General features: G+C 72.8%; 25 protein-coding genes and 1 tRNA gene. 12 read left to right on the top strand and 14 right to left on the bottom strand.

Translation table 11 applies throughout. From position 1 onward, the window contains the following. Positions 1-22 precede the first annotated feature (22 nt). Positions 23-739 carry a MerR family transcriptional regulator gene (locus WDV06_RS20910; protein ID WP_395511278.1) on the top strand — a complete coding sequence of 239 codons (717 nt, stop codon included), beginning with the start codon at positions 23-25 and terminating at the stop codon, positions 737-739. On the opposite strand, the gene WDV06_RS20905 is transcribed toward WDV06_RS20910, so the two are convergent. After that, positions 721-1524 (bottom strand): exodeoxyribonuclease III, encoded by an 804-nt coding sequence (locus WDV06_RS20905; protein WP_395511277.1) that lies wholly within the window; start codon positions 1522-1524, stop codon positions 721-723. The two genes, WDV06_RS20910 and WDV06_RS20905, sit on opposite strands and share 19 nt — an antisense overlap. A 38-nt stretch (positions 1525-1562) precedes the next feature. Between WDV06_RS20905 and WDV06_RS20900 the strand changes: the two genes are divergently transcribed. Further along, entirely contained in the window at positions 1563-2072 is a 510-nt protein-coding gene (locus WDV06_RS20900) for a GNAT family N-acetyltransferase (protein WP_395511276.1), read from the top strand. Positions 2073-2190: 118 nt separating this feature from the next. Here the strand turns inward: WDV06_RS20900 and WDV06_RS20895 are convergent, their stop codons facing one another. The 8 genes from WDV06_RS20895 to galU form a co-directional block, all read right to left on the bottom strand. After that, complete coding sequence (locus tag WDV06_RS20895; protein WP_395511275.1) at positions 2191-3516, bottom strand: CoA transferase; 1326 nt, start codon at positions 3514-3516, stop codon at positions 2191-2193. A gap of 84 nt (positions 3517-3600) precedes the next feature. Then, positions 3601-3674: transfer RNA gene (locus WDV06_RS20890), tRNA-Ala, on the bottom strand. Between the two features lie 128 nt (positions 3675-3802). Continuing rightward, on the bottom strand, positions 3803-4831 hold the full coding sequence (gene sepX / locus WDV06_RS20885) for a divisome protein SepX/GlpR (protein ID WP_395511274.1): 1029 nt from the start codon (positions 4829-4831) through the stop codon (positions 3803-3805). Positions 4832-4984: 153 nt separating this feature from the next. After that, positions 4985-5605 carry a GNAT family N-acetyltransferase gene (locus WDV06_RS20880; RefSeq protein ID WP_395511273.1) on the bottom strand — a complete coding sequence of 207 codons (621 nt, stop codon included), beginning with the start codon at positions 5603-5605 and terminating at the stop codon, positions 4985-4987. Between the two features lie 17 nt (positions 5606-5622). Continuing rightward, a complete protein-coding gene (locus WDV06_RS20875) occupies positions 5623-6183 on the bottom strand; it encodes a MogA/MoaB family molybdenum cofactor biosynthesis protein (RefSeq protein ID WP_395511295.1) in 561 nt (186 codons plus the stop codon). A 32-nt stretch (positions 6184-6215) separates the two neighbouring features. Further along, entirely contained in the window at positions 6216-6695 is a 480-nt protein-coding gene (gene moaC / locus WDV06_RS20870) for a cyclic pyranopterin monophosphate synthase MoaC (RefSeq protein WP_395511272.1), read from the bottom strand. Between the two features lie 163 nt (positions 6696-6858). Continuing rightward, positions 6859-8202: a molybdotransferase-like divisome protein Glp gene (gene glp, locus WDV06_RS20865; protein WP_395511271.1), complete on the bottom strand. Its 1344-nt coding sequence runs from the start codon at positions 8200-8202 to the stop codon at positions 6859-6861. A gap of 4 nt (positions 8203-8206) precedes the next feature. After that, the gene (galU, locus tag WDV06_RS20860) at positions 8207-9109 is read right to left on the bottom strand and encodes a UTP--glucose-1-phosphate uridylyltransferase GalU (RefSeq protein WP_395511270.1); all 903 of its coding nucleotides are present in this window, start codon (positions 9107-9109) and stop codon (positions 8207-8209) included. 94 nt (positions 9110-9203) lie between these two features. Here galU and WDV06_RS20855 point away from each other — a divergent pair, with 94 nt between their 5' ends. Next, positions 9204-9830: a 5-formyltetrahydrofolate cyclo-ligase gene (locus WDV06_RS20855; protein WP_395511269.1), complete on the top strand. Its 627-nt coding sequence runs from the start codon at positions 9204-9206 to the stop codon at positions 9828-9830. A 35-nt stretch (positions 9831-9865) separates the two neighbouring features. On the opposite strand, the gene WDV06_RS20850 is transcribed toward WDV06_RS20855, so the two are convergent. Continuing rightward, complete coding sequence (locus tag WDV06_RS20850) at positions 9866-12853, bottom strand: penicillin acylase family protein (protein ID WP_395511268.1); 2988 nt, start codon at positions 12851-12853, stop codon at positions 9866-9868. Between the two features lie 281 nt (positions 12854-13134). Between WDV06_RS20850 and WDV06_RS20845 the strand changes: the two genes are divergently transcribed. From WDV06_RS20845 to mscL, 7 genes are all read left to right on the top strand, one after another. Then, a complete protein-coding gene (locus tag WDV06_RS20845) occupies positions 13135-14595 on the top strand; it encodes a potassium/proton antiporter (RefSeq protein ID WP_395511267.1) in 1461 nt (486 codons plus the stop codon). Positions 14596-15011: 416 nt separating this feature from the next. Continuing rightward, on the top strand, positions 15012-16343 hold the full coding sequence (locus WDV06_RS20840; RefSeq protein WP_395511266.1) for an MFS transporter: 1332 nt from the start codon (positions 15012-15014) through the stop codon (positions 16341-16343). 67 nt (positions 16344-16410) lie between these two features. Then, positions 16411-16725: an FmdB family zinc ribbon protein gene (locus WDV06_RS20835; protein WP_395511265.1), complete on the top strand. Its 315-nt coding sequence runs from the start codon at positions 16411-16413 to the stop codon at positions 16723-16725. 77 nt (positions 16726-16802) lie between these two features. Beyond that, positions 16803-17636, top strand: coding sequence for an S-methyl-5'-thioadenosine phosphorylase (locus WDV06_RS20830; RefSeq protein ID WP_395511264.1), 834 nt, complete (start codon positions 16803-16805; stop codon positions 17634-17636). A 171-nt stretch (positions 17637-17807) separates the two neighbouring features. Beyond that, a complete protein-coding gene (locus WDV06_RS20825; protein ID WP_395511263.1) occupies positions 17808-18365 on the top strand; it encodes a carboxymuconolactone decarboxylase family protein in 558 nt (185 codons plus the stop codon). Positions 18366-18523: 158 nt separating this feature from the next. Then, positions 18524-19084 (top strand): hypothetical protein, encoded by a 561-nt coding sequence (locus tag WDV06_RS20820; protein ID WP_395511294.1) that lies wholly within the window; start codon positions 18524-18526, stop codon positions 19082-19084. 123 nt (positions 19085-19207) lie between these two features. Then, on the top strand, positions 19208-19705 hold the full coding sequence (gene mscL / locus WDV06_RS20815) for a large conductance mechanosensitive channel protein MscL (RefSeq protein WP_395511262.1): 498 nt from the start codon (positions 19208-19210) through the stop codon (positions 19703-19705). Between the two features lie 13 nt (positions 19706-19718). Here mscL and WDV06_RS20810 read toward each other — a convergent pair whose 3' ends face one another. After that, positions 19719-19946 (bottom strand): hypothetical protein, encoded by a 228-nt coding sequence (locus tag WDV06_RS20810; protein ID WP_395511261.1) that lies wholly within the window; start codon positions 19944-19946, stop codon positions 19719-19721. A gap of 85 nt (positions 19947-20031) precedes the next feature. Beyond that, a complete protein-coding gene (locus tag WDV06_RS20805; protein WP_395511260.1) occupies positions 20032-20298 on the bottom strand; it encodes a hypothetical protein in 267 nt (88 codons plus the stop codon). A gap of 911 nt (positions 20299-21209) precedes the next feature. Here WDV06_RS20805 and WDV06_RS20800 point away from each other — a divergent pair. After that, a complete protein-coding gene (locus WDV06_RS20800; RefSeq protein WP_395511259.1) occupies positions 21210-22367 on the top strand; it encodes a low temperature requirement protein A in 1158 nt (385 codons plus the stop codon). A gap of 105 nt (positions 22368-22472) precedes the next feature. Further along, positions 22473-23729 (top strand): cytochrome P450, encoded by a 1257-nt coding sequence (locus tag WDV06_RS20795; RefSeq protein WP_395511258.1) that lies wholly within the window; start codon positions 22473-22475, stop codon positions 23727-23729. Between the two features lie 89 nt (positions 23730-23818). Here the strand turns inward: WDV06_RS20795 and WDV06_RS20790 are convergent, their stop codons facing one another. Together WDV06_RS20790 and WDV06_RS20785 are read right to left on the bottom strand one after the other, a co-directional pair. Further along, complete coding sequence (locus WDV06_RS20790; protein ID WP_395511257.1) at positions 23819-24313, bottom strand: DUF5949 family protein; 495 nt, start codon at positions 24311-24313, stop codon at positions 23819-23821. A gap of 57 nt (positions 24314-24370) precedes the next feature. Then, the coding region (locus tag WDV06_RS20785) for a DUF4352 domain-containing protein (protein WP_395511256.1) at positions 24371-24885 on the bottom strand (515 nt) is incomplete at its 5' end.

The raw sequence follows: 24885 nt of genomic DNA, 5'->3' as shown, positions 1-24885 counted from the left end.
GGGTACGCCCTAGGCTGCGCATGTGGAGACGCGGGGGACGTGGGAGGCGGAGGCGGCCGTGAAGCGCGAGTACCGGACCCAGGAGCTGGCCGAGGCCGCCGGCATCCCGGTGCGCACCCTGCGCTTCTACCGAGAGCGCAAGCTGCTCCCGCCGCCGCGCCGCGAGGGCCGGATCGCCTGGTACGACGACCAGCACCTGGCCCGCCTGCGCACCATCGCCGCCCTGCTGGAACGCGGCCACACCCTCGGCGGCATCGCCGAGCTCACCGCCGCCTTCGAGAAGGGCCGCGACGTCGGCCAGCTCGGCGAGCTGCTCGGCATGGGCTGGTCGGACGAGACCCCCGTACGGCTCACACCGGAGGCACTGGCCGACCACTTCGAGGGCGAGGTCACCCCGGAGAACCTGGCGGCCGCCCTCGACCTCGGCTACCTCGCCCCCGACGGCGAAGAGATCGTGCACGTCAGCCGGCGCCTGCTGGACGTCTCCTCCGCCCTGGTCCGCGAAGGCGTACCCCTCGCCGCGGTACTGGAGACGGGCCGCCGGGTCCGCGAGCACGCGGACGCGCTGGCGGCGCTCTTCACCGAACTGATCTCCGGCCACCTCGGGGAGGAGGCCGTCACCCGTCTGCGCCCGCTCGCCAAGAGCGTCGTCGAGGCCGAACTCACGAGCGCCATGGAGCGCCTGCACCAGCGGCGCGGCCCCGCGGCGCCCCGTCCGCCTCAGACGCCGAGCTCGTAGACGACGGTCACCGGCGCGTGGTCCGACCAGCGCTCCGGGTGCGTCTCGGCCCGCTCGACGAACGCCTTGACGGCCCTGGCGGCCAGACCCGGCGTCGCGACCTGGAGGTCGATGCGCCAGCCGGCGTCGTTGTCGAAGGCCCGCCCGCGGTAGGACCACCAGGAGTACGGGCCCTCCGTGTCGGGGTGCAGCACGCGCACGACGTCCACGTACCCGGCCTCCGAGTACACCTTCCCGAGCCACTCCCGCTCCTCGGGCAGGAAGCCGGCGTTCTTCCGGTTGGTCTTCCAGTTCTTGAGGTCGGCCTCCTGGTGGCAGATGTTCCAGTCGCCGCACACCACGACCTCCCGGCCGTCGGCGGCCGCCCGCACCTTCAGCGCCTGGAGGTAGGTGTGGAACTCCGCCATGAAGCGGTACTTCTCCTCCTGCTTCTGCGTCCCGGCCTCCCCGGACGGCAGGTACAGGCTCGCCACGGTGACACCGGGCAGGTCGACCTCGACGTACCGGCCGCTCGCGTCGAACTCGTCACTGCCGAAGCCCACCTGCACCCGTTCAGGTGAGTTCCGCGTATACAGGGCGACGCCGGCCCGGCCCTTCACGGCGGCCGGAGCGAACACGGTGTGCCAGCCGGCGGGCTCCCGGGCCTCCACCGGAATCTGCGCTTCCTCCGCCCGTACCTCCTGGAGGCACACGACGTCGGCATCGGATCCGGCGAGCCACTCCACGAAGCCCTTCTTCGCGGCGGCGCGGATCCCATTCACATTCACGGAGGTCACGGTGAGCATCCCAGCACCATAACCGCAGCCTTCCGTACGATGTTCTGATGTCTCACGGGATACACCTGCGCGCCGTACCGTACGACCACCCGGACGCGCTGAAACTCGACGCCCAGGTCCAGCTCGAATACCAGGAGCGCTACGACGGCGAGGGCGACGCCACCTTCCTCGACCCGGCGATGTTCGTCCCGCCGTCCGGGCTCTACCTGCTCGCGTACGACGCCTCGGACACCCCGGTGGCGAGCGGCGCCTGGCGCGCCCAGGACCACAACGACGAGGGCTACTCGGACGGCGACGCCGAGATCAAGCGCATGTACGTGGTCCCCGAGGCCCGCGGAAAGGGCCTGGCCCGCCGCATCCTGGCCGAACTGGAGGCCGACGCGGCGGCGGCCGGCCGACGCCGGATGGTCCTGGAGACGGGCGACCGGCAGCCGGAGGCGATCGAGCTGTACCTGTCGTCGGGGTACACGCTGTCGGAGAAGTTCGGGTACTACCGGGAGTACGAGTCGAGCCGCTGCATGGCGAAGCCGCTGCCGTCGCCCGCCGCACCCGCCTGACCCGCCCGCCGGCACCGCCCCGGCGCTCGAACGCCGCGCGGGCCGCGGACGGCCCCACCGGCGTTCGGGCGCGCCCCACACCCCGGACGCGCCCGCACCCCCCGGCCGCCCGCACCCGCTACCGCGGGAGCCACTCCGGCCGGTCACTCCCCCACCGCGACGGCCCCCGCCGCCACTCCCCGAGGGGACTCACCGCGTGGCGCAGCGTCCCGTACCCCGACGGCCCCTCCCGCAGCCACGGCCCCGCCTCGTACCCCGGCACCCCCGGCCCCGCCCCCGGGACGTCCCGCACCAGCCACGACGCCGTCCCGGCCAGGGAGAACCGCAGCAGCCCCCCGGCCCCGCCGGCCAGCGCCCTGAGGACGCCCGCCGCCACCAGGTACCCGGTCCCGTGGTCCAGCGCCTGCGCCGGCAGCACCCCCGGCACCCCGTCCTCCCCCGCACAGCGGGCGGCGATCCCGTACCCGGCCTGCACCAGCGAGTCGAACCCCCGCCGCCCGGCCCACGGCCCCCGCCACCCCCACGCGCACAGCTCGGCCACCACCTGCCCCGGCCGCCGCTCCAGCAGTTGCCTCCCGCCCAGGCCGAAGCGTTCCAGCGCCCCCGGCCGGTAGCCCGTGACCACGACGTCGGCCCCGTCGAGCAGTTCCTCCAGCACCGCCCGCTCCTGCGGCCGCGCGAGGTCCAGCAGGGCCGAGCGCTTCCCGAACCCGGTGTCCGCGTACGCGTCGTCCGCCTCCGGCAGCCCCGGCGGGTCGATCCGCAGCACGTCGGCCCCGAGCACGCCGAGCGTGCGGGTGGCGACGGGCCCGGCGATGACCCGGGTCAGGTCCAGCACCCGCACCCCCGCGGCCGGAAGCCGCTCGGGCGCCGGCCCCCGGGGACGCCCGTCGCGCGCCTCGCCCCGCGTCCACTCCACCAGCGGCTGCGGGGCCCCGTACTCCGGCGCCACCGCGACGGCCAGCCCGCCCTCCGCGTGGACGAGCTCCTGCACCTCCACGGCGCCGCGCGCGGCGAGGGCCCCGCGCACGGCCTCCTGGGTCGCGGGCACGCCGAGGGCCCGTACGAGGGCCGCCTCGTGGTGCGGATAGTTGGCGTGGGTGCGCACCCACCCGTCGGCGGCCCGCCAGAACCCCGACAGCGGGGCGAAGCCCACCGGGGCACGGCCTTCCACCCGGAGGTGGCGTTCGCTGACGAAAGCCGTCGCCACGGCCCCCTCGTCCACCACCACGGGAGCCGCGTCCAGGGCCGAAGCCCCGGCCCGTACGGCGGCCAGCTCGGCCGCCGCGAGCGCGCACACGCCGACGGTGGCCCGCGCCAACTCCCGCACCGGCAGTGGCCCCTCCAGGCCGCTCGGCCCCCGGTACTCCACCCGCTCCGCCAGCCCCTCGGCGCCGCCGAGGGCTTTCCACGCCTGCGCCGTGGCGCCGTCCTGGTTCGTCATGCGCCCCAGTGTGACGTGACGGATCTTCAGGAAAAGCAGAAGGTCCCGTCCGATCTTGCGATCGGACGGGACCTTCATCGTCTGTGGACCTGTGGGGATTTGAACCCCAGACCCCCTCGATGCGAACGAGGTGCGCTACCAGACTGCGCCACAGGCCCTTGCGACGTGTGAAACATTAGCATCCCTGCGCCGCTGGTCCAAAACGCGTTCCCCGCGGCCGGCCCGCGGGGTGCGCCGGCCGCCTCCGGCCGGGTCCGCGCAGGTCACCCGGCGGACGCGGGGACGGTCACTCGTTCGCGGCGCGCGGCCGGTCGTCGCTCTCGTACTGGTCGAAGAGCGGGGTCCGGCCGGCCTCGCGGCCGCGCGGGCGCGGGGTGGCCGGGTGGGGCTGGGGCTCCGGCTTGGCGGGGGCCGGGCCGGGCTGGGCGCGCAGCCGGGGGTTGGTGGGCTCGGCGGCACTCGAACGGGTGGCACTCCAGCCGTCCGGGTTGACCGGCCCGGTGGCGCGCGGGGCGACGGGGGCCGTCACGTACGTGGGCAGCGGGACGGGTACGGGTTCCCAGCTGTCGCCGCGCGCCGGGCCGCGCTCGCGCTCGCGCTGCTGGTCGACCCACTCGGCGTGGTCGGTCTGCTCGACGAGCGCGCGGCGCCCGGCCTCCTGCGGGGAGACCGGCGGCGCGGGGTCCGGCTCGGCGGCGCCCGCGGGCTCGGGGTCGCGGTGGCGGGAGCGGCTCTCGCGCAGGGCGCGGGCGGCCGCCTCGGCGCGGCGGCGGTCCATGGTGAACTCGTAGCGCCGCCGTTCCTGGACGCGCAGGTGCACGATGTACGCGCTCAGCAGGAGGGCGGGGACGGCCGGCGCCCACAGGTAGCGCAGCCCGCCGACGGCGGCGGCGATGGCGCCGCCGCTGAAGGCGAGGAAGAGCAGGGCGGTGGTGCGCCGACGGCGTGCGAGGACCTGGAGGCGCTGCTGGCGCCGGACCCGCTCGACCCGTTCGACCTCGACCGATCTCGGTTCGGCCCTGGTCGGGGACACGCCGAGGGCCCGGGCGTCGGCGTCCACGGAATTCACCGTTTCCGTCACCGCGTCCGGGTCCGCGTGGGGCTGGGGCTCCGCCTGGACTTCACCGCGCTCACGCAGCCCCTTGGCGTAACGGCGCTCCATTCCCGCCCGGCCGGAAAGCAGCCGGATGGCAGTGGAGAAGCGTTCCGTCGGACGCGCTTCGTTCAGCTCGTCCTGCCTCCGGAGCCACATGGGCACCAAGTAGGCGGCCCAGGCCCCGACGATGACTGCGTAGATGAGGCCGCTGCTGCTCACACCCCACACCGTAGAGGGGCACGGCCGACAGGATCAGCCAATTGGGCCGGTGTGTCGCACGATCCGGCTGATATCACCGACTTTTTTTGTGATTCTTCGGATCAGGTTATGGGCGAATCGAGCAACAATTCGAACGCTTTTGCGATTACCCCTTTAGCGGGTGGCCGACGGCGGCGGGCTTTCCCTCTTGCGCACCCGGTTCCAGCGGCGCAGCAGCCCCTCCGGGACCTCCTCGGCGGTGAGCGCGAAGACCAGGTGGTCACGCCACGCACCGTCGATGTGCAGATAACGCGGTCGCAGACCCTCCTCCCGGAAGCCCAGCTTCTCCACGACACGGCGGCTCGGGCCGTTCTCGGGGCGGATGCACACCTCGATGCGGTGCAGGCCGACCTTCAGGAAGCAGTGGTCCACGGCGAGCGCGACGGCCGTCGGCATCACCCCGCGGCCGGCCACGTCGCGGTCCACCCAGTAGCCCACGTGGGCGGCGCACATCGATCCCCAGGTGATCCCGGCGACGGTCAGCTGGCCGACCAGCCGCCCCTGGTACTCGATGACGAACGGCAGCATCCGGCCCGCGTTCGCCTCCGTCCGCAGGTGGCGGACCATCTGCCGGTACGTCGGCCGGTGGATCACCGGTCCCCACGGCGCGGGCGGCGGGATGGTGGCCTCCCACGGCCGCAGCCAGTCGCGGTTGCGCTGGTTGACCTCGCGCCAGGCGCGCTGGTCACGCAGTTTTATGGGCCGCAGCGTGACGTCGCCGTCCGCCAGCACCACCGGCCAGGACGGGCCGTTCAGCTCGGGCTCCCGGGGGCCGCGTCCGGTCTGGGGTGGTCGCCGCCCCGGATCTGGTCGACGGCGTGCGGCAGGATCCGCGACAGCACCGCGAGGCCGTCCTTGACCCCGCCCGTGGAGCCGGGCAGGTTCACGATCAGCGTGCGGCCCGCCACGCCGGCCAGGCCCCGCGACAGGGCGGCGGTCGGCACCTTGGCCAGGCCCTCGGCGCGGATGGCCTGGGGGATGCCCGGGATCTCGTAGTCGAGCACGCGGGCGGTCGCCTCGGGGGTCCGGTCGGTCGGCGAGATGCCGGTGCCGCCCGTGGTCAGGATGACCTCGTACCCGGCGGCGACGCCCTCGCGCAGCGCCGCCTCGACCGGGTCGCCGTCCGCGACGACGCGCGGGCCGTCGACGGCGAAGCCCAGCTTCTCCAGGGCCTCGGCCAGCAGCGGACCGCCCTTGTCCGCGTACACGCCCTGCGAGGCGCGGTTGGAGGCGGTGACCACCAGGCCGCGGGGGGCGGGCGCGCCGCCGGCGGCGGGGGCCGTCTCCCGGGCGCCGCCGGCCGCGGGCGGCACGTGGCTGTGGACCTCGCCGCCGCGCGGGGGCGTCACGAGCGCGTCCAGTCGCCGGACTTGCCGCCGGTCTTCTCCTCCACCCGGACGTCGGTGATGACCGCGCCCTTGTCGACGGCCTTCACCATGTCGATCACGGTGAGCCCGGCGACGGCGACGGCGGTCAGCGCCTCCATCTCCACGCCCGTGCGGTCGGTGGTCTTGACGGTGGCGAGGATCTCGACGGCGTCGTCGGCGACCTTCAGGTCCACCTTCACCCCCGAGACGGCCAGCGGGTGGCAGAGCGGGATCAGGTCGGGGGTCTTCTTGGCCCCCATGATCCCGGCGATCCGCGCGGTGGCGAGGGCGTCGCCCTTGGGCACTCCCTCGCCGCGCAGCAGCTCGATCACCCGGGACGAGACCAGGACGCGGCCGCTGGCGCGCGCCGTGCGGGTGGTGACGTCCTTTGTCGATACGTCGACCATCCGGGCCGCGCCGGCCTCGTCGATGTGCGTCAGCCTGCTCTGCGTACTCATGTCTCCGTGCCGCTCCCGCTCCGGGCCCCGAAGCGCCGGGGCCTGTGTGGTGCAACACGCTACCCGCACCGGGCGGTCCTCAGCGGGGCAGGACCACTGGGCGAACAGGGCGGCCGGCCGCGCGGGGCGGCCGGCCGGACGCTGCCGCCGGAGGGCCGCGCGGTCAGCCGAGCGGGATGACTTCCAGCTCGGTGCCCGGCTCCACCGAGGTGACGTCCTCGGGGACGACCAGCAGCGAGTCGGCGTGCGCCAGGGCGGCGATCAGGTGCGAGCCCGATCCGCCGACCGGGCTGACGGTGCCCGCCACGGGGTCGTACTTCCCGCGCAGGAACTGCCGGCGGGCGGCCGGGGAGCGCAGCGGCGCGTCGGCCTTCAGCACGGCCCGCACGCTCGGCCGGCTGACCTGCGACGCCGGCAGCCCCATGAGGGCCCGGATCGCGGGACGCACGAACAGCTCGAAGGAGACGTACGAGGACACCGGGTTGCCGGGCAGGGCCAGCAGGGGGGTGTGGTCGGGGCCGACGGTGCCGAAGCCCTGCGGCTTGCCGGGCTGCATCGCGAGCTTGCGGAAGTCCACCCCGGCCGCCTGCGGCGCGTCGCCGTCGCCGGAGCCGGCGGTGGTCAGGGCCTCCTTGACCACGTCGTACGCGCCGACGCTGACCCCGCCCGTGGTGACCAGCAGGTCGGCGCGGATCAGCTGGTCCTCGATGGTGGAGCGCAGCGTGTCGGCGTCGTCGGCGACCGCGCCGACGCGGTAGGCGATGGCGCCGGCGTCGCGGGCGGCGGCGGCCAGGGCGAAGCTGTTGGAGTCGTAGATGGTCCCGGAGGCCAGCGCCTCACCCGGCTGGACCAGCTCGCTGCCGGTGGACAGCACGACCACGCGGGGGCGCGGGCGGACCCGTACGGCGCCGCGGCCGATGGCCGCCAGCAGCGCGATCTGCGGCGGGCCGAGGACCGTGCCGGCGGCCAGTGCCAGGTCGCCGGCCTGGACGTCGCTGCCGCGGGCGCGGACGTGGGCCCGGGCCTCGGCCGCGCGGTGGACCCGTACCTCGCCGCCCGCGCCCTCGGGCGCGGCGCTGGCCGGGGTCATCCCTGAGGCGGCGCCGCCTCCGGTGCCGCCGTCGGTCCACTCGACCGGTACGACCGCTTCCGCGCCGGGGGGCAGGGGGGCGCCGGTCATGATGCGGGCGGCCTGGCCGGGTCCGACGGTGGGCAGCTCACCGCTGCCCGCCGCGACGTCGCCGATGACCGTGAGCACCGCGGGGAACTCCTCGCTCGCGCCCTGGACATCGGCCGTGCGGACGGCGTATCCGTCCATGGAGCTGTTGTCGAAGGGCGGGAGGGCGACGGGCACGGTGACGTCCTCGACCAGGACGCAGCCCTGGGCGTCGAGCAGCTGGAGTTCGATGGGCTCCAGCGGCCGGACGGCTGCGAGGACGTCCGCGAGGTGCTCGTCCACCGACCACAGGCGGTGGTGGCCGGTGTCCTGCGGTGCTCTGCTGCTCAAGGTGCTACATCTCCTCCGTGACGTAACGGTGAAGCCAGGTGCGGAACTCCGGGCCCAGGTCCTCACGTTCGCACGCGAGTCGGACGATGGCCCGCAGGTAGTCCCCCCGGTCCCCGGTGTCGTAGCGGCGGCCGCGGAAGACCACGCCGTGCACCGGGCCGCCCACGCTCTCGTCGGCGGCCAGCTTCTGCAGGGCGTCGGTGAGCTGGATCTCCCCACCGCGGCCCGGCTCGGTCTCCCGCAGTATGCCGAAGATCGCGGGGTGCAGGACGTAGCGTCCGATGACCGCGTAGTTGCTGGGCGCCTCGGCGGGCTCGGGCTTCTCCACGAGGCCGGTGACGCGGACGACGTCGTCCTCGCCGGTCGTCTCGACGGCGGCGCAGCCGTAGAGGTGCACGTGGGCGGGGTCGACCTCCATCAGGGCGATGACAGTGCCGCCGGTGTTCTCGTGGACCTCGACCATCCGGCGCAGGAGGGGGTCGCGCGGGTCGATGAGGTCGTCGCCGAGGAGGACCGCGAAGGGCTCTTCGCCGACGTGCGGCTCGGCGCACAGGACGGCGTGGCCGAGGCCGCGCGGGTCGCCCTGGCGGACGTAGTGCATGGTGGCGAGGTCGCTGGACTCCTGAACCTTCTTCAGCCGGTCGTCGTCGCCCTTGGCGGTCAGGGCCGATTCCAGCTCGTAGTTGCGGTCGAAGTGGTCTTCGAGGGCCCGCTTGTTACGTCCTGTGATCATGAGGACGTCGTCGAGACCGGCCGACACGGCCTCCTCGACCACGTACTGGATGGCCGGCTTGTCCACGACCGGGAGCATTTCCTTGGGGGTCGCCTTGGTCGCCGGCAGGAACCGGGTACCGAGGCCAGCTGCCGGAATGACGGCTTTCTTGATCACAGGGTGCGACTGAGTCATGGGCAGAACCATAGTGGGTCGTACCGAACACCCGACCAGATTCCGGTAAATAGATCCAACTCTGTCCCGATAGAAAAGGAAATGTGACCCAACTGTGGTAGAGAGCCTGTCCGGAAATCCGCCCTTCCCTCCCGAGAAGGCCTCCCTCCGCAGGGAACTCCTCGCCGCCCGGCGGGCCTTGTCCCCCGAGTCGCGCCGCACCGCGGCCCACGCCCTCGCGCGCTCCGCGCTGGCACTGCCGGAACTGGCCGGCGCGCGCACGGTGGCGGCGTACGTCTCCGTCGGCGCGGAACCCGGCACGCGCGAGCTGCTCGACGCGTTGCGCGACGCCGGCAAGCGCGTGCTGCTGCCCCTGCTGCTGCCGGACAACGACCTCGACTGGGCGGCGTACGAGGGCCCGGACAGCCTGGCCGAGGCCGCGCACCCGGGGAAGATGCGGCTGCTGGAGCCCTCCGGTCCGCCGCTTGGCCCGCAGGCCGTCACCGGGGCGGACGCGGTGCTGCTGCCCGGACTGGCCGTGGACCGGCGCGGGATGCGGCTGGGGCGCGGCGGGGGCTCGTACGACCGGGTGCTGGCCCGGCTGGAGCGGGCCGGGGCGCATCCGGCGCTGGTGGTGCTCCTCTACGACGAAGAGGTGGTCGCGCGGGTCCCGGAGGAACCGCACGACCACCCCGTCCAGGCGGTCGCCACCCCGTCGGGGGTGGTGCGCTTCACGGCCTGATCACGTCGTGGCGGTCAGGCCGTGCGCGCCGTCGCTCACGGCTTGAGCGTCAGGGTGTCCACTGTCGACTTGTCGACGGCGGCCTTCCCGAACGGCCAGTCCAGCAGCTCGCCCTTGGCCCACAGGGTCGTCTGGTCCGTGTAGGTGCCGTCGTACGCGTGGCCCGAGGCGCCGGTCAGGTTGATCCAGCGCGACTTGTCCAGGTCGTTGAGGTTGACGACCATCCGCATCGACGGCACCCAGGTGACGTCGTACCCGCTGGAGGCGTTCCAGCCGGTGGCGTTGACGGTGGCCTCGCCGCCGCCCAGGTTCCACGGGCCGCGGTTGAGGAGCCACTGCATGAAGCCCGGGCCCTCCTTGCCGATGGTCTGGTTCTTCAGGGTCAGCTGGTGCAGCCGGCCCCAGCTCCAGGTCGACTGGTCCTTGCCGAGCTTGGCGGTCAGCTCCCAGCGCGCGTCCTCCATCGCCCGGGCGAAGAGCTCGTCACGGGTCTTGATGGGCTTGTCGTGGACGGTCTTCGGGGTGGCGGTCCACCACGGCGACTTCTCGTCCTTGACCAGCCGGCGGACCACCTCGAACCAGCGGTCGCCGCCGTCGGGCTGCGCGGAGTCGGGGCCGCGCGTGCCGCACTCGCGGACCGTCTTGGCGAGGTCGTCGTTGGGGCCGGTGCCCTCCTCGATGACGTTCATGCAGCTGCCCTCGACGCGCAGCTCCTTCGGCATCTTGTCGCCGAACGCCAGCTTGAGGATGTTGCGCCAGACGGCGTTGAAGTACGCGGCGGCCGCGGAGTCGTTCTCCTGGGTGTAGTTCCAGCCCTCCAGCAGCTGCTGCGCCGAGCGCACGTCCGGGTCGGAGACCGGGATCTTGGCCAGCATCGGGGTCAGCAGCGCGGCGATCTCACTGCTGTTGTCCGTCTGCATGGTGCGCATGTCGTCGGTGGAGATCTTGCCGTTGTCCTTGATCTTCGCCTCGATGAGGTCGTTGATCCGCTGGCTGCGGGCGCCGTAGCCCCAGTCGGTGGTCAGGACGTACGGGTACTTGCCCGCGGTGGCCGCGGCGGCCGCGCTGCCCGGGGCGCTCGTGCCGGTGCCGGGGGTGTTGCCGGTATTGCCGGTGTTGCCGGTGTTGCCGGTGTTGCCGGTCGCGGTGCCGGTCGCGGACTCGGTGACGGCCTGGTTGGCGGTGACGATGTAGCCGCGCTGCGGGTTGTACTCCCAGGGCAGCTCGTTCTGCGGGATGTAGCCGGCGTTGCCGTCGCGGCCGCCCTTCCACGCGTACTTGGGGTCCCAGCCGGGGGCCGGCATGCGGCCGTCGCCCTGGCCGCGGACCGGGATGCGGCCCGGGGCCTGGTAGCCGATGTTGCCGTTGGGGCCCTTGTTGTCGGCGTAGATCAGGTTCTGGGAAGGGACCTCGAAGTCCGCGGCCGCGGCCCGGAAGCTCGGGAAGTCCTTGGCGCGGTCGATCTTGAAGACGGCGTCCATCGACTTGCCCGGGTCCAGGGCGGTCCAGCGCAGGGCGACGGCGTAGCCGGTGCCGCGGTCGGGGGCCGAGCTCGGGACGGGGGCGCGGGAGCCGACGGTCTCCAGCGTGTCGCTGCGGTCGGAGATCAGCGGTCCGTTGTTGGTCGAGCGGACGGTGATCTTCTTGCTCTTGCCGCCGGCGACCTTGATCTCCTCTTCACGGGTGGTGAAGGGGACGACCTTGTTGTCGTAGACGTAGCCCTCGGGGCGGACCTGCTCCAGGTAGAGGTCGGTGACGTCGGCGCCGAGGTTGGTCATGCCCCAGGCGATGTCGGCGTTGTGGCCGATGACGACGCCGGGCATGCCGGAGAAGGTGAAGCCGGCGACGTCGTACTGGCACTTGGCCGAGACGGCGCGGCAGTGCAGGCCCATCTGGTACCAGACCGAGGGCAGCTGCGGGGACAGGTGCGGGTCGTTCGCGAGCAGCGGCTTGCCGGTGGTCGTGTACTTGCCGGAGACGACCCAGGAGTTGGAGCCGATGCCGCTGCCGTTGGGGCCGAGGATGGCCGGGATGTCGTCCAGGGTCTTGGAGAGGGCGGTCAGCTGCGTGCGCAGGCCGACGGTCGCGCCCTGGGCGCTCGCGTTGTCGGCGAGGCCGGAGGCGGGGTTGGCGCCGCCGTTGGGGGTGGCCTGCATGCCGGTGGCGCCGGTGCCCGCGGTGGAGCCCGTGCCGGTGGTGCCGGTGCCGGTGGTGCCCGTGCCCGCGCCGGTGGTGCCCGTCGTGGTGGAGCCGGTGGTGCCCTGGGGCGCGTACTTGCCGCCCGCGACGGTGCCGCCCTCGACGATCGGCTTGTTCCGGTCGAAGGGGTACGCCGGGTAGAGCTCGTCGATCTGCGCCTGCGTGAGCTTGTTCGACATCAGCGAGCGGTCGATCTCGTCCTGCATGTTGCCGCGCAGGTCCCAGGCCATCGCCTTGAGCCAGGCCACCGAGTCGACCGGCGTCCACTGCTCGGGCTTGTAGCCGTCGGTGATCTTCAGGGCGGCGTGCTCGACGGAGAGGGACTTGCCGGACTTCCCCTTCAGCCACGCGTTGACCCCGTCGGCGTAGGCCTGGAGGTACTTCTTCGTCTCGGCCGAGAGCTTCTTGTCGTACTCCTCCTGCGCGACCTGGCGCCAGCCGAGGGTGCGCAGGAAGGCGTCGGTCTCGACCTGGCCGGAGCCGAACATCTCCGAGAGCCGGCCGGAGGTCATGTGACGGCGTACGTCCATCTCCCAGAACCGGTCCTGCGCGTGGACGAAGCCCTGCGCGCGGAAGAGGTCCTCGTCGTTGTCGGCGTAGAGCTGGGGGATCCCGTGCTCGTCGCGCTTGACGTCGACGGTCCCGGTCAGGCCGGGGACCTTGAGGGAGCCGGTGGTCTGCGGGAACGAAGCGCGCACGGTGTCCACGCTCCAGTACGCGCCGTAGCCGAGGCCCGCCAAGAGCGCCAGGACCAAGACGAGCACGAGCAGGCGTGCGCGTCGTCCCTTCTTCTTGACGGAAGGTCCGGATTCTTTGGCGGGCATCGCTGTCCTTCGAGGGGCAGGGTGGTCCTGGGAGTGCTGGGAGCAACCATAGGCGCAGGACCGCCTCCGGTGATCCGCCAGGGGTCAAGGTCCGTAGGACAGGGGCGAACCGCCGTTTCACAATGTGGGTATCGCGTAAAGAGTCCGTCAAAGATTAGGTAAGGTAACGAAGCACTTGCCGAATACGCCGCCGGTGGAACGTTCCGCCGGACGCGCTTTGAGGAAAGGGCCGCCCACTGACTGTCCACACGCTCAACGAGCTCCTGCTGGTCTGCTCGCTCGTGCTGCTCGTCGCGGTCGCGGCGGTACGCATCTCTTCACGCAGCGGCCTCCCCAGCCTGCTCATCTACCTCGGCATAGGCATCGCGATAGGCCAGGACGGCATAGGCAACGTCGTATTCGACAACGCCGAGCTGACGCAGGTCATCGGTTACGCCGCGCTCGTCGTCATCCTCGCCGAGGGCGGTCTGGGCACCAAGTGGAAAGAGATCAGGCCGGCCCTGCCGCAGGCGGTCGTCCTGTCGCTGGTCGGCGTCGCGGTGAGCGTGGGGGTCACCGCGGCCGGCGCGCACTACCTCGTCGGACTCGAATGGCGGCAGGCGCTGCTGATCGGCGCGGTCGTCTCCTCGACCGACGCGGCGGCGGTCTTCTCGGTCCTGCGGAAGGTTCCGCTCCCCTCCCGCGTGACGGGTGTGCTGGAGGCCGAGTCCGGCTTCAACGACGCGCCCGTCGTCATCCTGGTGGTGGCCTTCGCGGCGGCCGGGCCGGTCGACCCCTGGTACGTCCTGGTCGGCAAGATCGCGCTGGAGCTGGCGATCGGCGCCGCGATCGGCCTGGCGGTGGGCTTCCTGGGGGCGTACGGGCTGCGGCACGTGGCTCTGCCCGCCTCCGGCCTGTACCCGATCGCCGTGATGGCGATCGCGGTGAGCGCCTACGCGGCCGGCGCGATGGCGCACGGCTCCGGCTTCCTCGCGGTGTACCTGGCGGCGATGGTCCTGGGCAATGCGAAGCTGCCGCACTGGCCCGCCACGCGGGGGTTCGCGGACGGGCTGGGCTGGATCGCGCAGATCGGCATGTTCGTGCTGCTGGGCCTGCTGGTGACGCCGCACGAGCTGGCCGGGGACTTCTGGCCCGCCGTGATCATCGGACTGGTGCTGACGATGGTGGCGCGGCCGCTGGGGGTGTTCGTCAGCCTGCTGCCGTTCCGGGTCGCGTGGCCGGAGCAGGTGCTGATGTCGTGGGCGGGGCTGCGCGGCGCCGTGCCCATCATCCTGGCGACGATCCCGATGGTGACGGGGATCGAGGGCAGCGACCGGGTCTTCAACATCGTCTTCGTGCTCGTCGTCGTCTACACGCTGGTGCAGGGGCCGACCCTGCCGTGGCTGGCGCGCAAGCTGAACCTGCGCGAGACGGACGAGGCCGCCGCCGACCTGGGGATCGAGTCGGCGCCGCTGGAGAAGCTGCGCGGACACCTGCTCTCCTTCGCGATACCCGAGGCGTCGCGGATGCACGGCGTGGAGGTCGGCGAGCTGCGGCTGCCGGCCGGGGCGTCGGTCACGCTGGTGGTCCGGGACGCGAGGAGCTTCGTGCCGGCGCCGTCGACGGTGCTGCGCCGGGGGGACGAGCTGCTGGTGGTGGCCACGGATCCGGTGCGGGACGCGGCGGAGGCGAGGCTGCGTGCGGTGGCGCGCGGGGGCAAGCTCGCGGGGTGGCTGGGCACCGGTGGCGGAACGTCACTCTAGGTACCGGAGGGTGGCCGTACGGGCCACCCGGGGCGGCGGATTCCGGTTAGAGCGACATTCTAAATCAGCCATTTTCGGTGGCTTGCATCCGGCCTTGCCCCTATTTCCGAGGGTCGGAATGCGAAGTTCCAGTTAATCGCAGGTGAAGACATGTCTTGTCACCGTAATCACAGGGCGTGGTAGTGGATTGCCCTGTACGATGAAGGCACACCACATCGAACCAACTCTGCCTGACGCAGAGCTGGCGCGACCGCAAAGCGGCCGTGGCACCCTCCCGCAGTGGGCGCCCAGGTATCACTCGGTTCTGCGCAAGAGGACAGCTCTCGGGGCTCCCACATGTACGGGTGCGGCCGCTCACAAGGCGGCCGGCCGTCCGCAGACGGGGACGCTCTACCAGGCAGCGGAAAGGCCAGGCCGTGACATCCGCGGTCACGACCGACAAGTCCGCCCGACCCGGTTACGGGCAGCTCCTGCGCACTCCCGGCGCCCTCTCCTTCGTCCTCCCCGGCTTCGCCGCCCGCCTGCCCTTCGGCATGCTGACCATCAGCATCCTGCTGCTCGTCCAGCACGCCACCGGCTCCTACGGCGACGCCGGCATCGTCTCCGCCGTCACCGGCGTCTCCATGGCCCTGTTCGCCCCGGTCATGGGCAAGCTCACCGACCGCCGCGGCCAGAGCGCCGTCCTGGTGCCGGTCGTCCTCACGCACGCCGGCGCGGTCTCCGCCCTGACCGCGCTGGCCCTGCTCGGCGCCCCGCTGTGGGCGCTCGCGCTGGCCGCCGTCCCGGCCGGCGCCTCCGTCCCGCAGGTCGGGCCCATGGTCCGGACCCGCTGGGCGGTCAAGCTGGAGGGCTCCCCGCTGCTGCCGACCGCGGCCGCGTTCGAGTCCGTCACCGACGAGTTCACCTTCGTCGTCGGCCCGGTGCTCGCCACCGCGCTGTGCACCGGCGTCCACCCGGCGGCCGGCCTGGCCACCGAGGCGGCCCTGACCCTGCTCGGCGGCCTGTTCTTCGCCGCGCAGCGCTCCACCGAGCCGAAGGCGGCCCCGGCGGCGGCCACCGGCGAGAAGCGCGCCTCGGCGCTGTCCTTCCCCGGCCTGCGCGTCCTGATCGTCGCGTTCCTCGGCATCGGCGCCGTCTTCGGCGGCATGCAGGTGTCGCTCACCGCCTTCGCCGGCGAGATCGGCAACCCGGGCGTCAACGGCCTGCTCTACGGCGTCTTCGCGGCCGGCAACATGATCGCGGGCATCACCATGGGCGCCGTCGCCTGGAAGATCGGCCCGCGCCGCCGCCTGATCCTGGGCTACGTCGGCCTGACCGCCGCCGCCTCGGTGCTGTGGGCCGTGAACTCGGCCCTCCTGATGGGCGCGGTCGGCCTGGCCGTCGGCCTGTGCATCGCCCCCGCGCTGATCACCGGCTACACGATGATCGAGCAGCTGGTCCCGGCCGCCTCGCGCACCGAGGCCTTCACCTGGCTGACCGGCGCGGTCGCCTTCGGGCAGGCCGTCGCCGTGATCGTGGCCGGCCGCCTGACGGACGCGCACGGGTCCTCGTACGGGTTCCTCGTGCCGCTGGCGGCCACCGCGCTGGCGCTGGCCACCCTGGTGGCGCTGCGCGCGAAGCTCGCTCCGAACGCCGCGAGCCGCATCGTGAACTCGTCCGAGCCGGCCGCCGCCGCGCCCGGTCGCAGCGGGCGGGAGCGCACGGCCGAGCGTGGGATCGGTCACCGCACGCCTGTGACGGTGGACTGATCCGCCGGAATACGTCACCATGGAGCGTCGTTAGCACTCATTGAGTGAGAGTGCCAGGAGGAAATTCGTGCCGACCTACCAGTACCAGTGCACCGAGTGCGGTGAGGGCCTTGAGGCCGTGCAGAAGTTCACCGATGAAGCGCTGACCGTGTGCCCGAGCTGCGACGGACGCCTGAAGAAGGTGTTCTCCGCGGTCGGCATCGTGTTCAAGGGCTCCGGTTTCTACCGGAACGACAGCCGCGGCGCCTCGTCGAGCAGCACGCCCGCCTCGAAGTCGTCCTCCTCGTCGTCCACGACGACGTCGACCGCTTCGGCTCCGGCCGCCGCGTCGTCCTCGACGTCCTCCAGCGCGGGCAGCAGCAGCTCCAGCTCGGCCGCCTGACCTCGCAGCCTTCCGCCGAGGCCCCGTTCGCCCTCCTGGGCTGCGGGGCCTTTCGCGTCCCCCGTTAGGGTGGCGGCATGGTGAACGCAGAGATCGGTGTAATCGGCGGCTCGGGCTTCTACTCCTTCCTGGAGGACGTCACCGAGATCCAGGTCGAGACCCCCTACGGGCCTCCGAGCGACTCCCTGTACCTGGGCGAGCTCGCCGGCCGGCAGGTGGCGTTCCTGCCGCGGCACGGGCGCAGCCACACCGTGCCGCCCCACAAGATCAACTACCGTGCCAACCTGTGGGCGCTGCGCTCGGTCGGCGTCCGGCAGGTGCTGGGGCCGTGCGCGGTGGGTGGCCTCCGGGCGGAGTACGGGCCGGGCACGCTGCTGGTCCCGGACCAGCTGGTGGACCGTACGAAGTCCCGCGCGCAGACCTTCTTCGACGGGGAGCCGCTGCCGGACGGGAGCGTCCCGAACGTCGTCCACACCACCTTCGCCGACCCGTACTGCCCGGTGGGGCGCTCGGTGGCGCTCGCGGCGGCGCGCGGGCGGGAGTGGGAGCCGGTGGACGGCGGCACCATGGTCGTGGTGGAGGGTCCCCGTTTCTCGACGCGCGCGGAGTCCCGGTGGCACGCGGCGGCCGGCTGGTCGGTGGTCGGTATGACCGGGCACCCGGAGGCGGTCCTCGCCCGTGAGCTGGGCCTCTGCTACACGTCGATCGCGCTGGTGACGGACCTGGACGCGGGCGCGGAGACGGGCGAGGGGGTCTCGCACACCGAGGTCCTGAAGGTGTTCGGCGAGAACGTCAGCCGGCTGCGCGAGGTCCTGTTCGACGCGGTGGCGGGCCTGCCGGCGACCGAGGACCGCGACTGCCTGTGCACCCACGCCCACGACGGCTGGGACCTGGGCATCGAACTGCCGTAGGCGCGCTGGAGGCGGGCCCCAGGCGCCCTGGAGGCGGGCCGTGTCCCCTGGCGGGCCACGGCCCAGGGCGCCGGGCGGGGAATCGTTTCCCCGGAGGTGTCACGTTCCGCCGGGCCGTCCTGTCTCCTGTGCGAAGGGGTCGACGGGACCCCCCGTGTGGAAGAGGCCGCCATGCCGCGCATCTCGCTCACCCCGCCCCGCACCCTCCTCACGCGCGTCGGCGCCTGGTACTCGCGCCGGACCTACGGCAAGGTGCTCGACCCCGGCCAGGCGTACGGGCACAACGCGCGCGTGCTGTTCTCGTACGTCCGGATGGAGCAGCGGGCGGCGAAGTGGACCGCGCTCGACCCCGGGCTGAAGCACCTCGCGGTGATGGCCTGCGCCGCCCGGATCAACTGCTCGTGGTGCATGGACTTCGGCTACTGGGAGGGCCACGAGCTGGGCCTGTCGCCGGAGAAGATCGAGCGGGTGCCTCGGTGGCGCGAGGAGCGGGAGGCCTTCACCGAGCTGGAGCTGCTGGTGATGGAGTACGCGGAGGCCATGACCGAGACCGAGCCGGCGGTCACCGACGAGATGGCGGCCGGGCTCATCGCGCGGCTCGGCGAGGCCGCGTTCGTCGAGCTCACCGCCGTGGTGGCCCTGGAGAACTGGCGCTCGCGGGTGAACAGCGCCTTCGGTCTGACCAGCCAGGGCTTCTCGGAGGCCTGCCGGGTGCCGGGCCGGTCCTGAGCGGCCGGGCGGGGTACCGGTCCCTGTGGGTGAACAGGTTGTCCACAACCTGGGGATCGTCCACAGGCCGGAGCGGGCCTCGGCCAAGGGGCGGATCGTGGGAGGGTCCGGGCGCTGGACCCGGACACCGGATCTCGACCCCTTCGGCGGTGATCAGCATGTCCACGGCCTCTCCCGACTCCCCCGGCTCTCCGGCTCCTCCCCCGCTTTCTTCCTCGCCGTCCTCCCCGCCCTCGCTCTCCTCCGGGTGCCGACCGGCGCGGCCCGTGCCGCCGTTCCCGCCGCTGCGTGTGGGCCGGGCCCGGGGGCGGCTGCGGCGCGCGGTGCGCCGCCGGCGGCGGATCGCCTCGGCCGGGCTGGCCGTGGTGGCCGCCGCCCTGGCCGTGGGCGGGGCGGACGCGCGGGCCTCCCGGGGCGCGGCGCCGCCCGAGGTGAAGCCGCCGCCCGCGGCGGTGCGCCTGGTGTCGGCGCCGGTGCGCATCGCGGACGCGGCCACGGTGCGGCTGCTGCGTCCCGGTGACCGGGTGGACGTGGTGGCGGCGGAGCGCGCCGGGCTGCCGCGGGTGGTCGCGGCGGGGGCCAGGGTGGCCGAGGTCCCGGCGCCGGAGGGGGGTGCGGGAGACGGTGGGGCGCTGGTGGTCCTGTCGGTTCCCCGGGAGACCGCGCAGGCCCTGGTGGGGGCGGGCGCGGTGGCACGGCTGGCGGTGACGTTGTGCTGATTCGCACTGGCGTGCAGTCACGTAGCCCGCGTGTGGGCACGGATTGGACATGGCGTGCCATCACTGCCGTAGCTTTCGGAACCGTTGGCTCCGTGTACAGCAGTGACGAAGAAAGGCTCAGTCGTGAGCGAGAAGAAGGAGAGCGTACTGGCGGGCTTCAAGGCCTTCCTGATGCGCGGCAACGTGGTGGACCTGGCCGTGGCGGTGGTCATCGGCGCGGCGTTCACGAACATCGTGAACTCGATCGTGAAGGGCATCATCAGCCCGGTCGTGGGCGCCATCGGCACCAAAAACCTGGATGTCTACACCTCGTGCCTGAAGGCACCCTGTGGGGTGGACGCCAAGGGCGAGCCGACCGGCGTGAACATCATGTGGGGCTCGGTCCTGAACGCCACGCTCACCTTCCTGATCACCGCCGCGGTCGTCTACTTCCTGATGGTCCTGCCGATGGCGAAGTACCTGTCCCGGCAGGAAGCGCGCCGCAAGGCCAGGGAGGGCGTGAAGGAGACCATCGAGATCACCGAGCTCGAAGTGCTCAAGGAGATCCGCGACACGCTGGTCGCGCAGCGCAGCGGGAACGGGGAGGGCGCCAGGACCCCGGGAGCCCGCGACGCGGTCTGACCGCCGCGGCGGATCAGATGTGGTGCGGGGGCTTCTCGTCGAGGAAGCGGGCCAGGTCGGCCGCGCTTCCGCCGGCGGGCGGCCGCTCGCCCCAGCCCCGGTCGGTGTCGTCCGAGGACTGCCGGTCGAGCGGGTCGTCGAAGACCAGCTTCGGCCTCGGCTTCGGGGCCGGCTTGGAGGGGGCCTGTGTCCCGGCTGCGGGCTCGGAGGGCTGCGGGTCGGGGGAGGCGGCGGTGCTCATGGCTCAAGGGTACGGCCGGGCCCGGCCCGGGCGCGGGCCCGGGACGGGGCTCAGGCCCCCGTCCGGGCCCCTGTCGCGGCTTTCGTCAGCTGGGGGCTTCCGCGCCCTTACGGGCGTAGAACCACCAGCAGACCGCGAGACAGGTCGCGTAGAAGCCGATGAACAGCCACAGGGCGCTCGTGACGGCCGTGGCCGCGAACATGGCCGGGATGAAGAAGAAGCCGTAGGCGGCGATGGCGGACGAGAAGCCGGTGACGGCGCCCGCTTCCCTCTCCGACTTCTTCAGCGCGGCCGCCTGCGCCTCGGGGCCCTGCTCCACCGCTTGGCGCATGTGCTGCTCGCGGAAGATCACCGAGATCTGCCGGAAGGTCGATCCGTTGCCCGGTCCGGAGCAGGTGAAAGCCGCCGGGAAAACTGCGAAGAAGGGCCGGAAGCTCCCCTGGTCGCCGCCGGACGGCAGCGCGAAGCTCGCGACGACCGGGGAGGCCGCGTTGGCGGCCGGGAAGAGGCTGCCGAAGCCCTTGGCGAAGAGGGCGGCGCGCAGCGGGTGCGGAGCTCCAGACGGTGTGGCGGTGGGTCACCCCGAAGGCCAGGAAGACGATGGCGACCGCGTAGGCCGGCAGGGCGCGGTCGAAGTCCCGCAGAAGGCGGCTGCCGAGCACGATGGCGGCGACGAGCAGGACCAGTACGGCCGTGCCGGCCAGGGTGGCCCGTGTGGGGACGGACCGGCCGGCCGGCGGCGGGGGCTGCGGCGCGCCGTGTGGTGACGGCGGGGGCGCGGCGAGTGCTTCGGTGGGCTCGGACACAGCACCACGCTAGGTGGTCCATACCGTTTTAGCCCGCTATACGGACTTTCCGGTTGTTCCGAACGGGGCATACGGCCCGCACTCCGCGGGCGGCGAAGACCGCCTTGGCCGCGGCCACCTTTCCGTTGCCGGGGCCGGCGGAGCCCGGGGACGTGCCGGTGCGGTGATGGCGCGGCCCGGGCGGTACTGCGCCGGGTCGGCCGGTACCTCCGGCGCTTGCTGGGTTGCGGTGCTCATGGCGTCGTCCTGAACGTCGGGGAGGGTGGTGACCCTTCCAGGCTCTGCCCGCGCGGGCGGCGCGCGGCAGGGGCGAACGTCGTGTGGGCGGCGGGACAAGGTCCCGCCGCGGGAGGTGCGTTGGCCGGTCCGCCGGTGCCCGCGTCCGCCCGGGGTACCCGTGCCCCGCGGGCCGCGCGCCTCGGCCGTCACGGTGCGGGGCCCTGGTGTGCTGGGCGGTATGACGTACGTGCCGATGACCGCCCGCAGCCGCGTCGAGGGCCACCGGACCGCGACGACGCTGGAGCTCTTCTTCGACCTCTGCTTCGTCGTCGCGATCGCGCAGGCGGGCCAGCAGCTGGTGCACGCGCTCGTGGAGGGGCACCCGGGCAGCGGGGTGGTCGGCTACCTCTTCGTCTTCTTCGGCGTGTGGTGGGCGTGGATGAACTTCACCTGGTTCGCCTCCGCCTACGACTGCGACGACGTGCCGTACCGGATCACGACGCTGGTGCAGATCGCCGGGGTGCTCGTCTACGCGGCCGGGGTGAGCCGGGCCTTCAACGACAACGACTGGACGGTGGCCGTCATCGGCTACCTGATCATGCGCGTGGCGCTGACGGCGCAGTGGCTGCGGGCCGCTGCCGGGGAGAGCGGGGCGGCACGGACCGCCGCGCTGAAGTACGCGGCCGGGCTGCTGGTGTGCCAGGCGGGCTGGGTGGCGCTGCTGTTCGCACCGGACGGCTGGAAGCGCTGGCTGTTCCTGGTGCTGGTGGCGGCCGAGCTGATGGTGCCGGTGTGGGCGGAGCACGGGCACCAGACGCCGTGGCACGCCCACCACATCGCGGAGCGGTACGGCCTGTTCACCATCATCGTGCTGGGCGAGACGATCGCCGCGAGCACGGTGGCGGTGAAGTCGGCGATCGACGAACACGAGGCGCTGGGGGTGCTGCTGCCGATCGCGGCGGGCGGGCTGCTGATCGTCTTCGCCGCGTGGTGGATCTACTTCGCGGTGCCGGTGCACGAGCGGCTGAACTCCAACCGGGAGGCCATCCCGTGGGGCTACGGCCATCTGGCGATCTTCGCCTCGGGTGCGGCGATCGGGGCGGGCATCGAGGTGGCGGTGGAGCACGCGGTCGGCCAGGCGCACATCTCGCAGGTGGCGGCGAACGCGGCCGTGACGGTGCCGGCGGCGGTGTTCCTGCTGACGGTGTGGCTGCTGCACTCGCGGCACTTCAAGCGGGGCGCCGCCCAGCAGCTGGTGCTGCCGCTGTGCGCGCTGGCGATCCTCGCCAGTACCTGGACGGGTGCGTACGCCGTCCTGTACGCGGGCCTGGTCGCGGCCGCCGCGGTGGCGGTCGGGACGGCTCTCACGGTGCGTCCGGTGCCGGACGCCGTCTGAGGTCGTCCGAGGCCGGGGGCGCGGCGACCGTCACCCGCGCGGCGCCGGCACCGTTCTCCAGCGCAGGACGCCACGGTGACGGGCGACAGCAGAGAGGCACCTCGGATGACACTCCCCTCGCAGCGACTCGGATCCGGCCCCGGCGGGGAACTGGCCGAGCCGGGATTCTGGCAGCGGCCGCCGGCCGAGCGCCTCGCGGCCTTCGCCCGCCTGCGCGCCCTGGACTCCCCCGTGTTCGTCCCGGAGGGCGGCGGCCGCACCGGGCACTGGGCCCTGGTGCGCCACGCGGACGTGCAGGAGGCCAGCCGGCTGCCCAAGGTGTTCGCGAGCGCTCCCGGGGTCACCACGCCGGAGCCGGCCCGGTGGGTGCGGGCCCTGTTCGGGGACTCGATGGTCAACCTGGACGGCGCCGACCACGCGCAGCTGAGGAAGATCGTGCAGCGGGCGTTCACGCCCCGGCTGCTGGCGGCCGCGGAGGCGGACATCCACGCGGTCGCGGCCCGGATCGTGGACGACGTCCTGGAGCACCGGCCCGACGAGTTCGTCTCGGCGGTGTCCTCGCGGCTGCCGCTGGAGGTCATCTGCAACATGATGGGCATCCCGGAGCGCTACCGGGCGGAGATCGCCGACCGGGTCAACCACGCCTCGGAGAACATCGGTGTGGAGCGCGGTCTGGCATCGCGGCTGCGGATGCCCGGGCGGGGGCTGCGGGCGCTGGCCCGGATGCAGCGGATGGTGGCGGGCATCGGGCGGGAGCGGCGGCGGAACCCGTCCGACGACCTGATCTCGGCGCTGGTGTGCGCGAACGTGGACGGGCAGGCGCTCGGCGCCCGCCAGTTGGGGGCCTTCTTCAGCCTGCTGATGGTGGCGGGGGTGGAGACCACCCGCAACGCCATCACCCACGGTCTGGCCCTGCTGACGGACTTTCCGGCCCAACGGGACCTGCTGCTGTCGGACTTCGAGAAGTACGCGGACGGCGCGGTGGACGAGATGATCCGCCATTCGACGCCGATCATCCAGTTCCGCCGGACGGTCACCGCGGAGCACACCCTGCGCGGGCACGTGTTCGTGCCGGGGGACAAGGTGGTGCTGTACTACGCGTCCGCCAACCGCGACGAGGCGGTGTTCCCGGACCCGGACTCGTTCGACATCACCCGCTCGCCCAACCCGCACCTGGGGTTCGGCGGGGGCGGGCCGCACTTCTGCCTGGGCGCCCATCTGGCCCGGGTGGAGATGAAGGCCCTGTTCCGGGAGCTGCTGACCCGGCCGGTGGGCCTGCGGGCGGTGGGGCTGCCGGATCTGGCCGGTTCGAACTTCGACAACCGCGTCCGTTCGCTGCGTTTCGCCTTCGAACGTCCCTGACGCGAGGGGGCGGCCGGGCGAAGGGGCCGGCCGCCGGGCAGGCTGGGGGCCCGGCGGCCGGAGCGCGACGGCGGGCGCCGCCGCCGCGGCTACTTCTGCAGGCTCTGCACGGCGAGGACGCAGTGGGCGCTGCTCGTCAGCACCGCCTCGTCCCCGGCGAAGCCCTGGAGCAGCTCCGGCGCCACGGGCTGGCCCGGGACGGCCTCGGGCCAGGCGCGGGTGGCGAACAGGAAGTAGGCCTGCCCGCTCTCGTTCGCGGCGGCGACCCACTCCGGCGGGGCGGTGCAGGTGGCGTTCAGGCCGGGCATGGTCAGCGCGATCTGGTCGTCGGCCAGCAGGATCTGCACGGGGAAGGCCCGCGGGTTGCGCGTGCCGTCCATGACGACGTCGCCGATCTGCAGACCGATCTCCTCCAGCAGCCCGCGGGCGGCCGCCTCGCCGCCCTCCCGGCCCTGCGGGCCGTCGCCGAGGGTGTAGGCGATGAGGTACGGGACGTCGTGGCCCTCGGAGGGGTCACCGATCCAGGCGAGGACGGAAAGGGTGCCGAGCTGGGAGCGGTCGATTTCGGCTTGCGTTGAAGTCATGCGCCGCACCTTAGTGCTCTCCCGCCCGGCCCTTTCACGGCCTTTCACCCGCGCGGGCTACACGGCCCAGAATCCCCCTCCGGAATTCGGCCGCGTGTTCGCGTCCTGATACTGGAGCCGCACAATGCGCTGGTTTTCCGGAATCTCGAACACCACCCAGCCTTCCGCCCGCTCACCGACGGCGAGGGAATCGAAGACGAGCGGTTTTCCGGTCGTCAGTTCCCCGGTGCGCACCACCGGGTGGCGCTTGCCCGCGCCGTCGTACGCCCACATGCGCCCGAGCGCCCCGTACGAGGCCCCGCCGACGTTGACGAACGACATCGAGGCGGCCACCCAGCGCTTCCCCGCGGGCGGCGCGTAGTTCGGCTCGACGCTGACGGCGGGGTCGACGAACGCGGCGAGCACCACCTGCAGGTGTCGACCCACCTCCTGTCCTTGCACCCGTACGGAGTCACCCACATGGGCATCCTTCGCGGCCCCCGCCCCGGCCGCTGCCGCCCGGTCCGGGACGCCGGGCTCCTCCTCGCCGCCCCGCGCCCCGGCGTCGGCCGGCGCGGCCGGCGCGGCGGGGG

Origin of the sequence: Streptomyces racemochromogenes (genome assembly GCF_044129415.1) — a bacterium.
Lineage (GTDB): Bacteria > Actinomycetota > Actinomycetes > Streptomycetales > Streptomycetaceae > Streptomyces > Streptomyces racemochromogenes_A.
This window is presented reverse-complemented; position numbering and strand designations above follow the sequence as displayed.

Excerpts from the sequence above, each read along its gene's own strand:
- WDV06_RS20850 (WP_395511268.1), bottom strand. The coding sequence starts at position 12,853 with ATGCCCGCCAAAGAATCCGGACCTTCCGTCAAGAAGAAGGGACGACGC.
- WDV06_RS20820 (WP_395511294.1), top strand. The coding sequence starts at position 18,524 with ATGTCCACGGCCTCTCCCGACTCCCCCGGCTCTCCGGCTCCTCCCCCG.
- WDV06_RS20795 (WP_395511258.1), top strand. The coding sequence starts at position 22,473 with ATGACACTCCCCTCGCAGCGACTCGGATCCGGCCCCGGCGGGGAACTG.
- WDV06_RS20825 (WP_395511263.1), top strand. The coding sequence starts at position 17,808 with ATGCCGCGCATCTCGCTCACCCCGCCCCGCACCCTCCTCACGCGCGTC.
- WDV06_RS20810 (WP_395511261.1), bottom strand. The coding sequence starts at position 19,946 with ATGAGCACCGCCGCCTCCCCCGACCCGCAGCCCTCCGAGCCCGCAGCC.
- WDV06_RS20895 (WP_395511275.1), bottom strand. The coding sequence starts at position 3,516 with ATGACGAACCAGGACGGCGCCACGGCGCAGGCGTGGAAAGCCCTCGGC.
- WDV06_RS20830 (WP_395511264.1), top strand. The coding sequence starts at position 16,803 with ATGGTGAACGCAGAGATCGGTGTAATCGGCGGCTCGGGCTTCTACTCC.
- WDV06_RS20800 (WP_395511259.1), top strand. The coding sequence starts at position 21,210 with ATGACGTACGTGCCGATGACCGCCCGCAGCCGCGTCGAGGGCCACCGG.
- galU (WP_395511270.1), bottom strand. The coding sequence starts at position 9,109 with ATGACTCAGTCGCACCCTGTGATCAAGAAAGCCGTCATTCCGGCAGCT.
- WDV06_RS20905 (WP_395511277.1), bottom strand. The coding sequence starts at position 1,524 with ATGCTCACCGTGACCTCCGTGAATGTGAATGGGATCCGCGCCGCCGCG.
- WDV06_RS20790 (WP_395511257.1), bottom strand. The coding sequence starts at position 24,313 with ATGACTTCAACGCAAGCCGAAATCGACCGCTCCCAGCTCGGCACCCTT.
- WDV06_RS20900 (WP_395511276.1), top strand. The coding sequence starts at position 1,563 with ATGTCTCACGGGATACACCTGCGCGCCGTACCGTACGACCACCCGGAC.
- moaC (WP_395511272.1), bottom strand. The coding sequence starts at position 6,695 with ATGAGTACGCAGAGCAGGCTGACGCACATCGACGAGGCCGGCGCGGCC.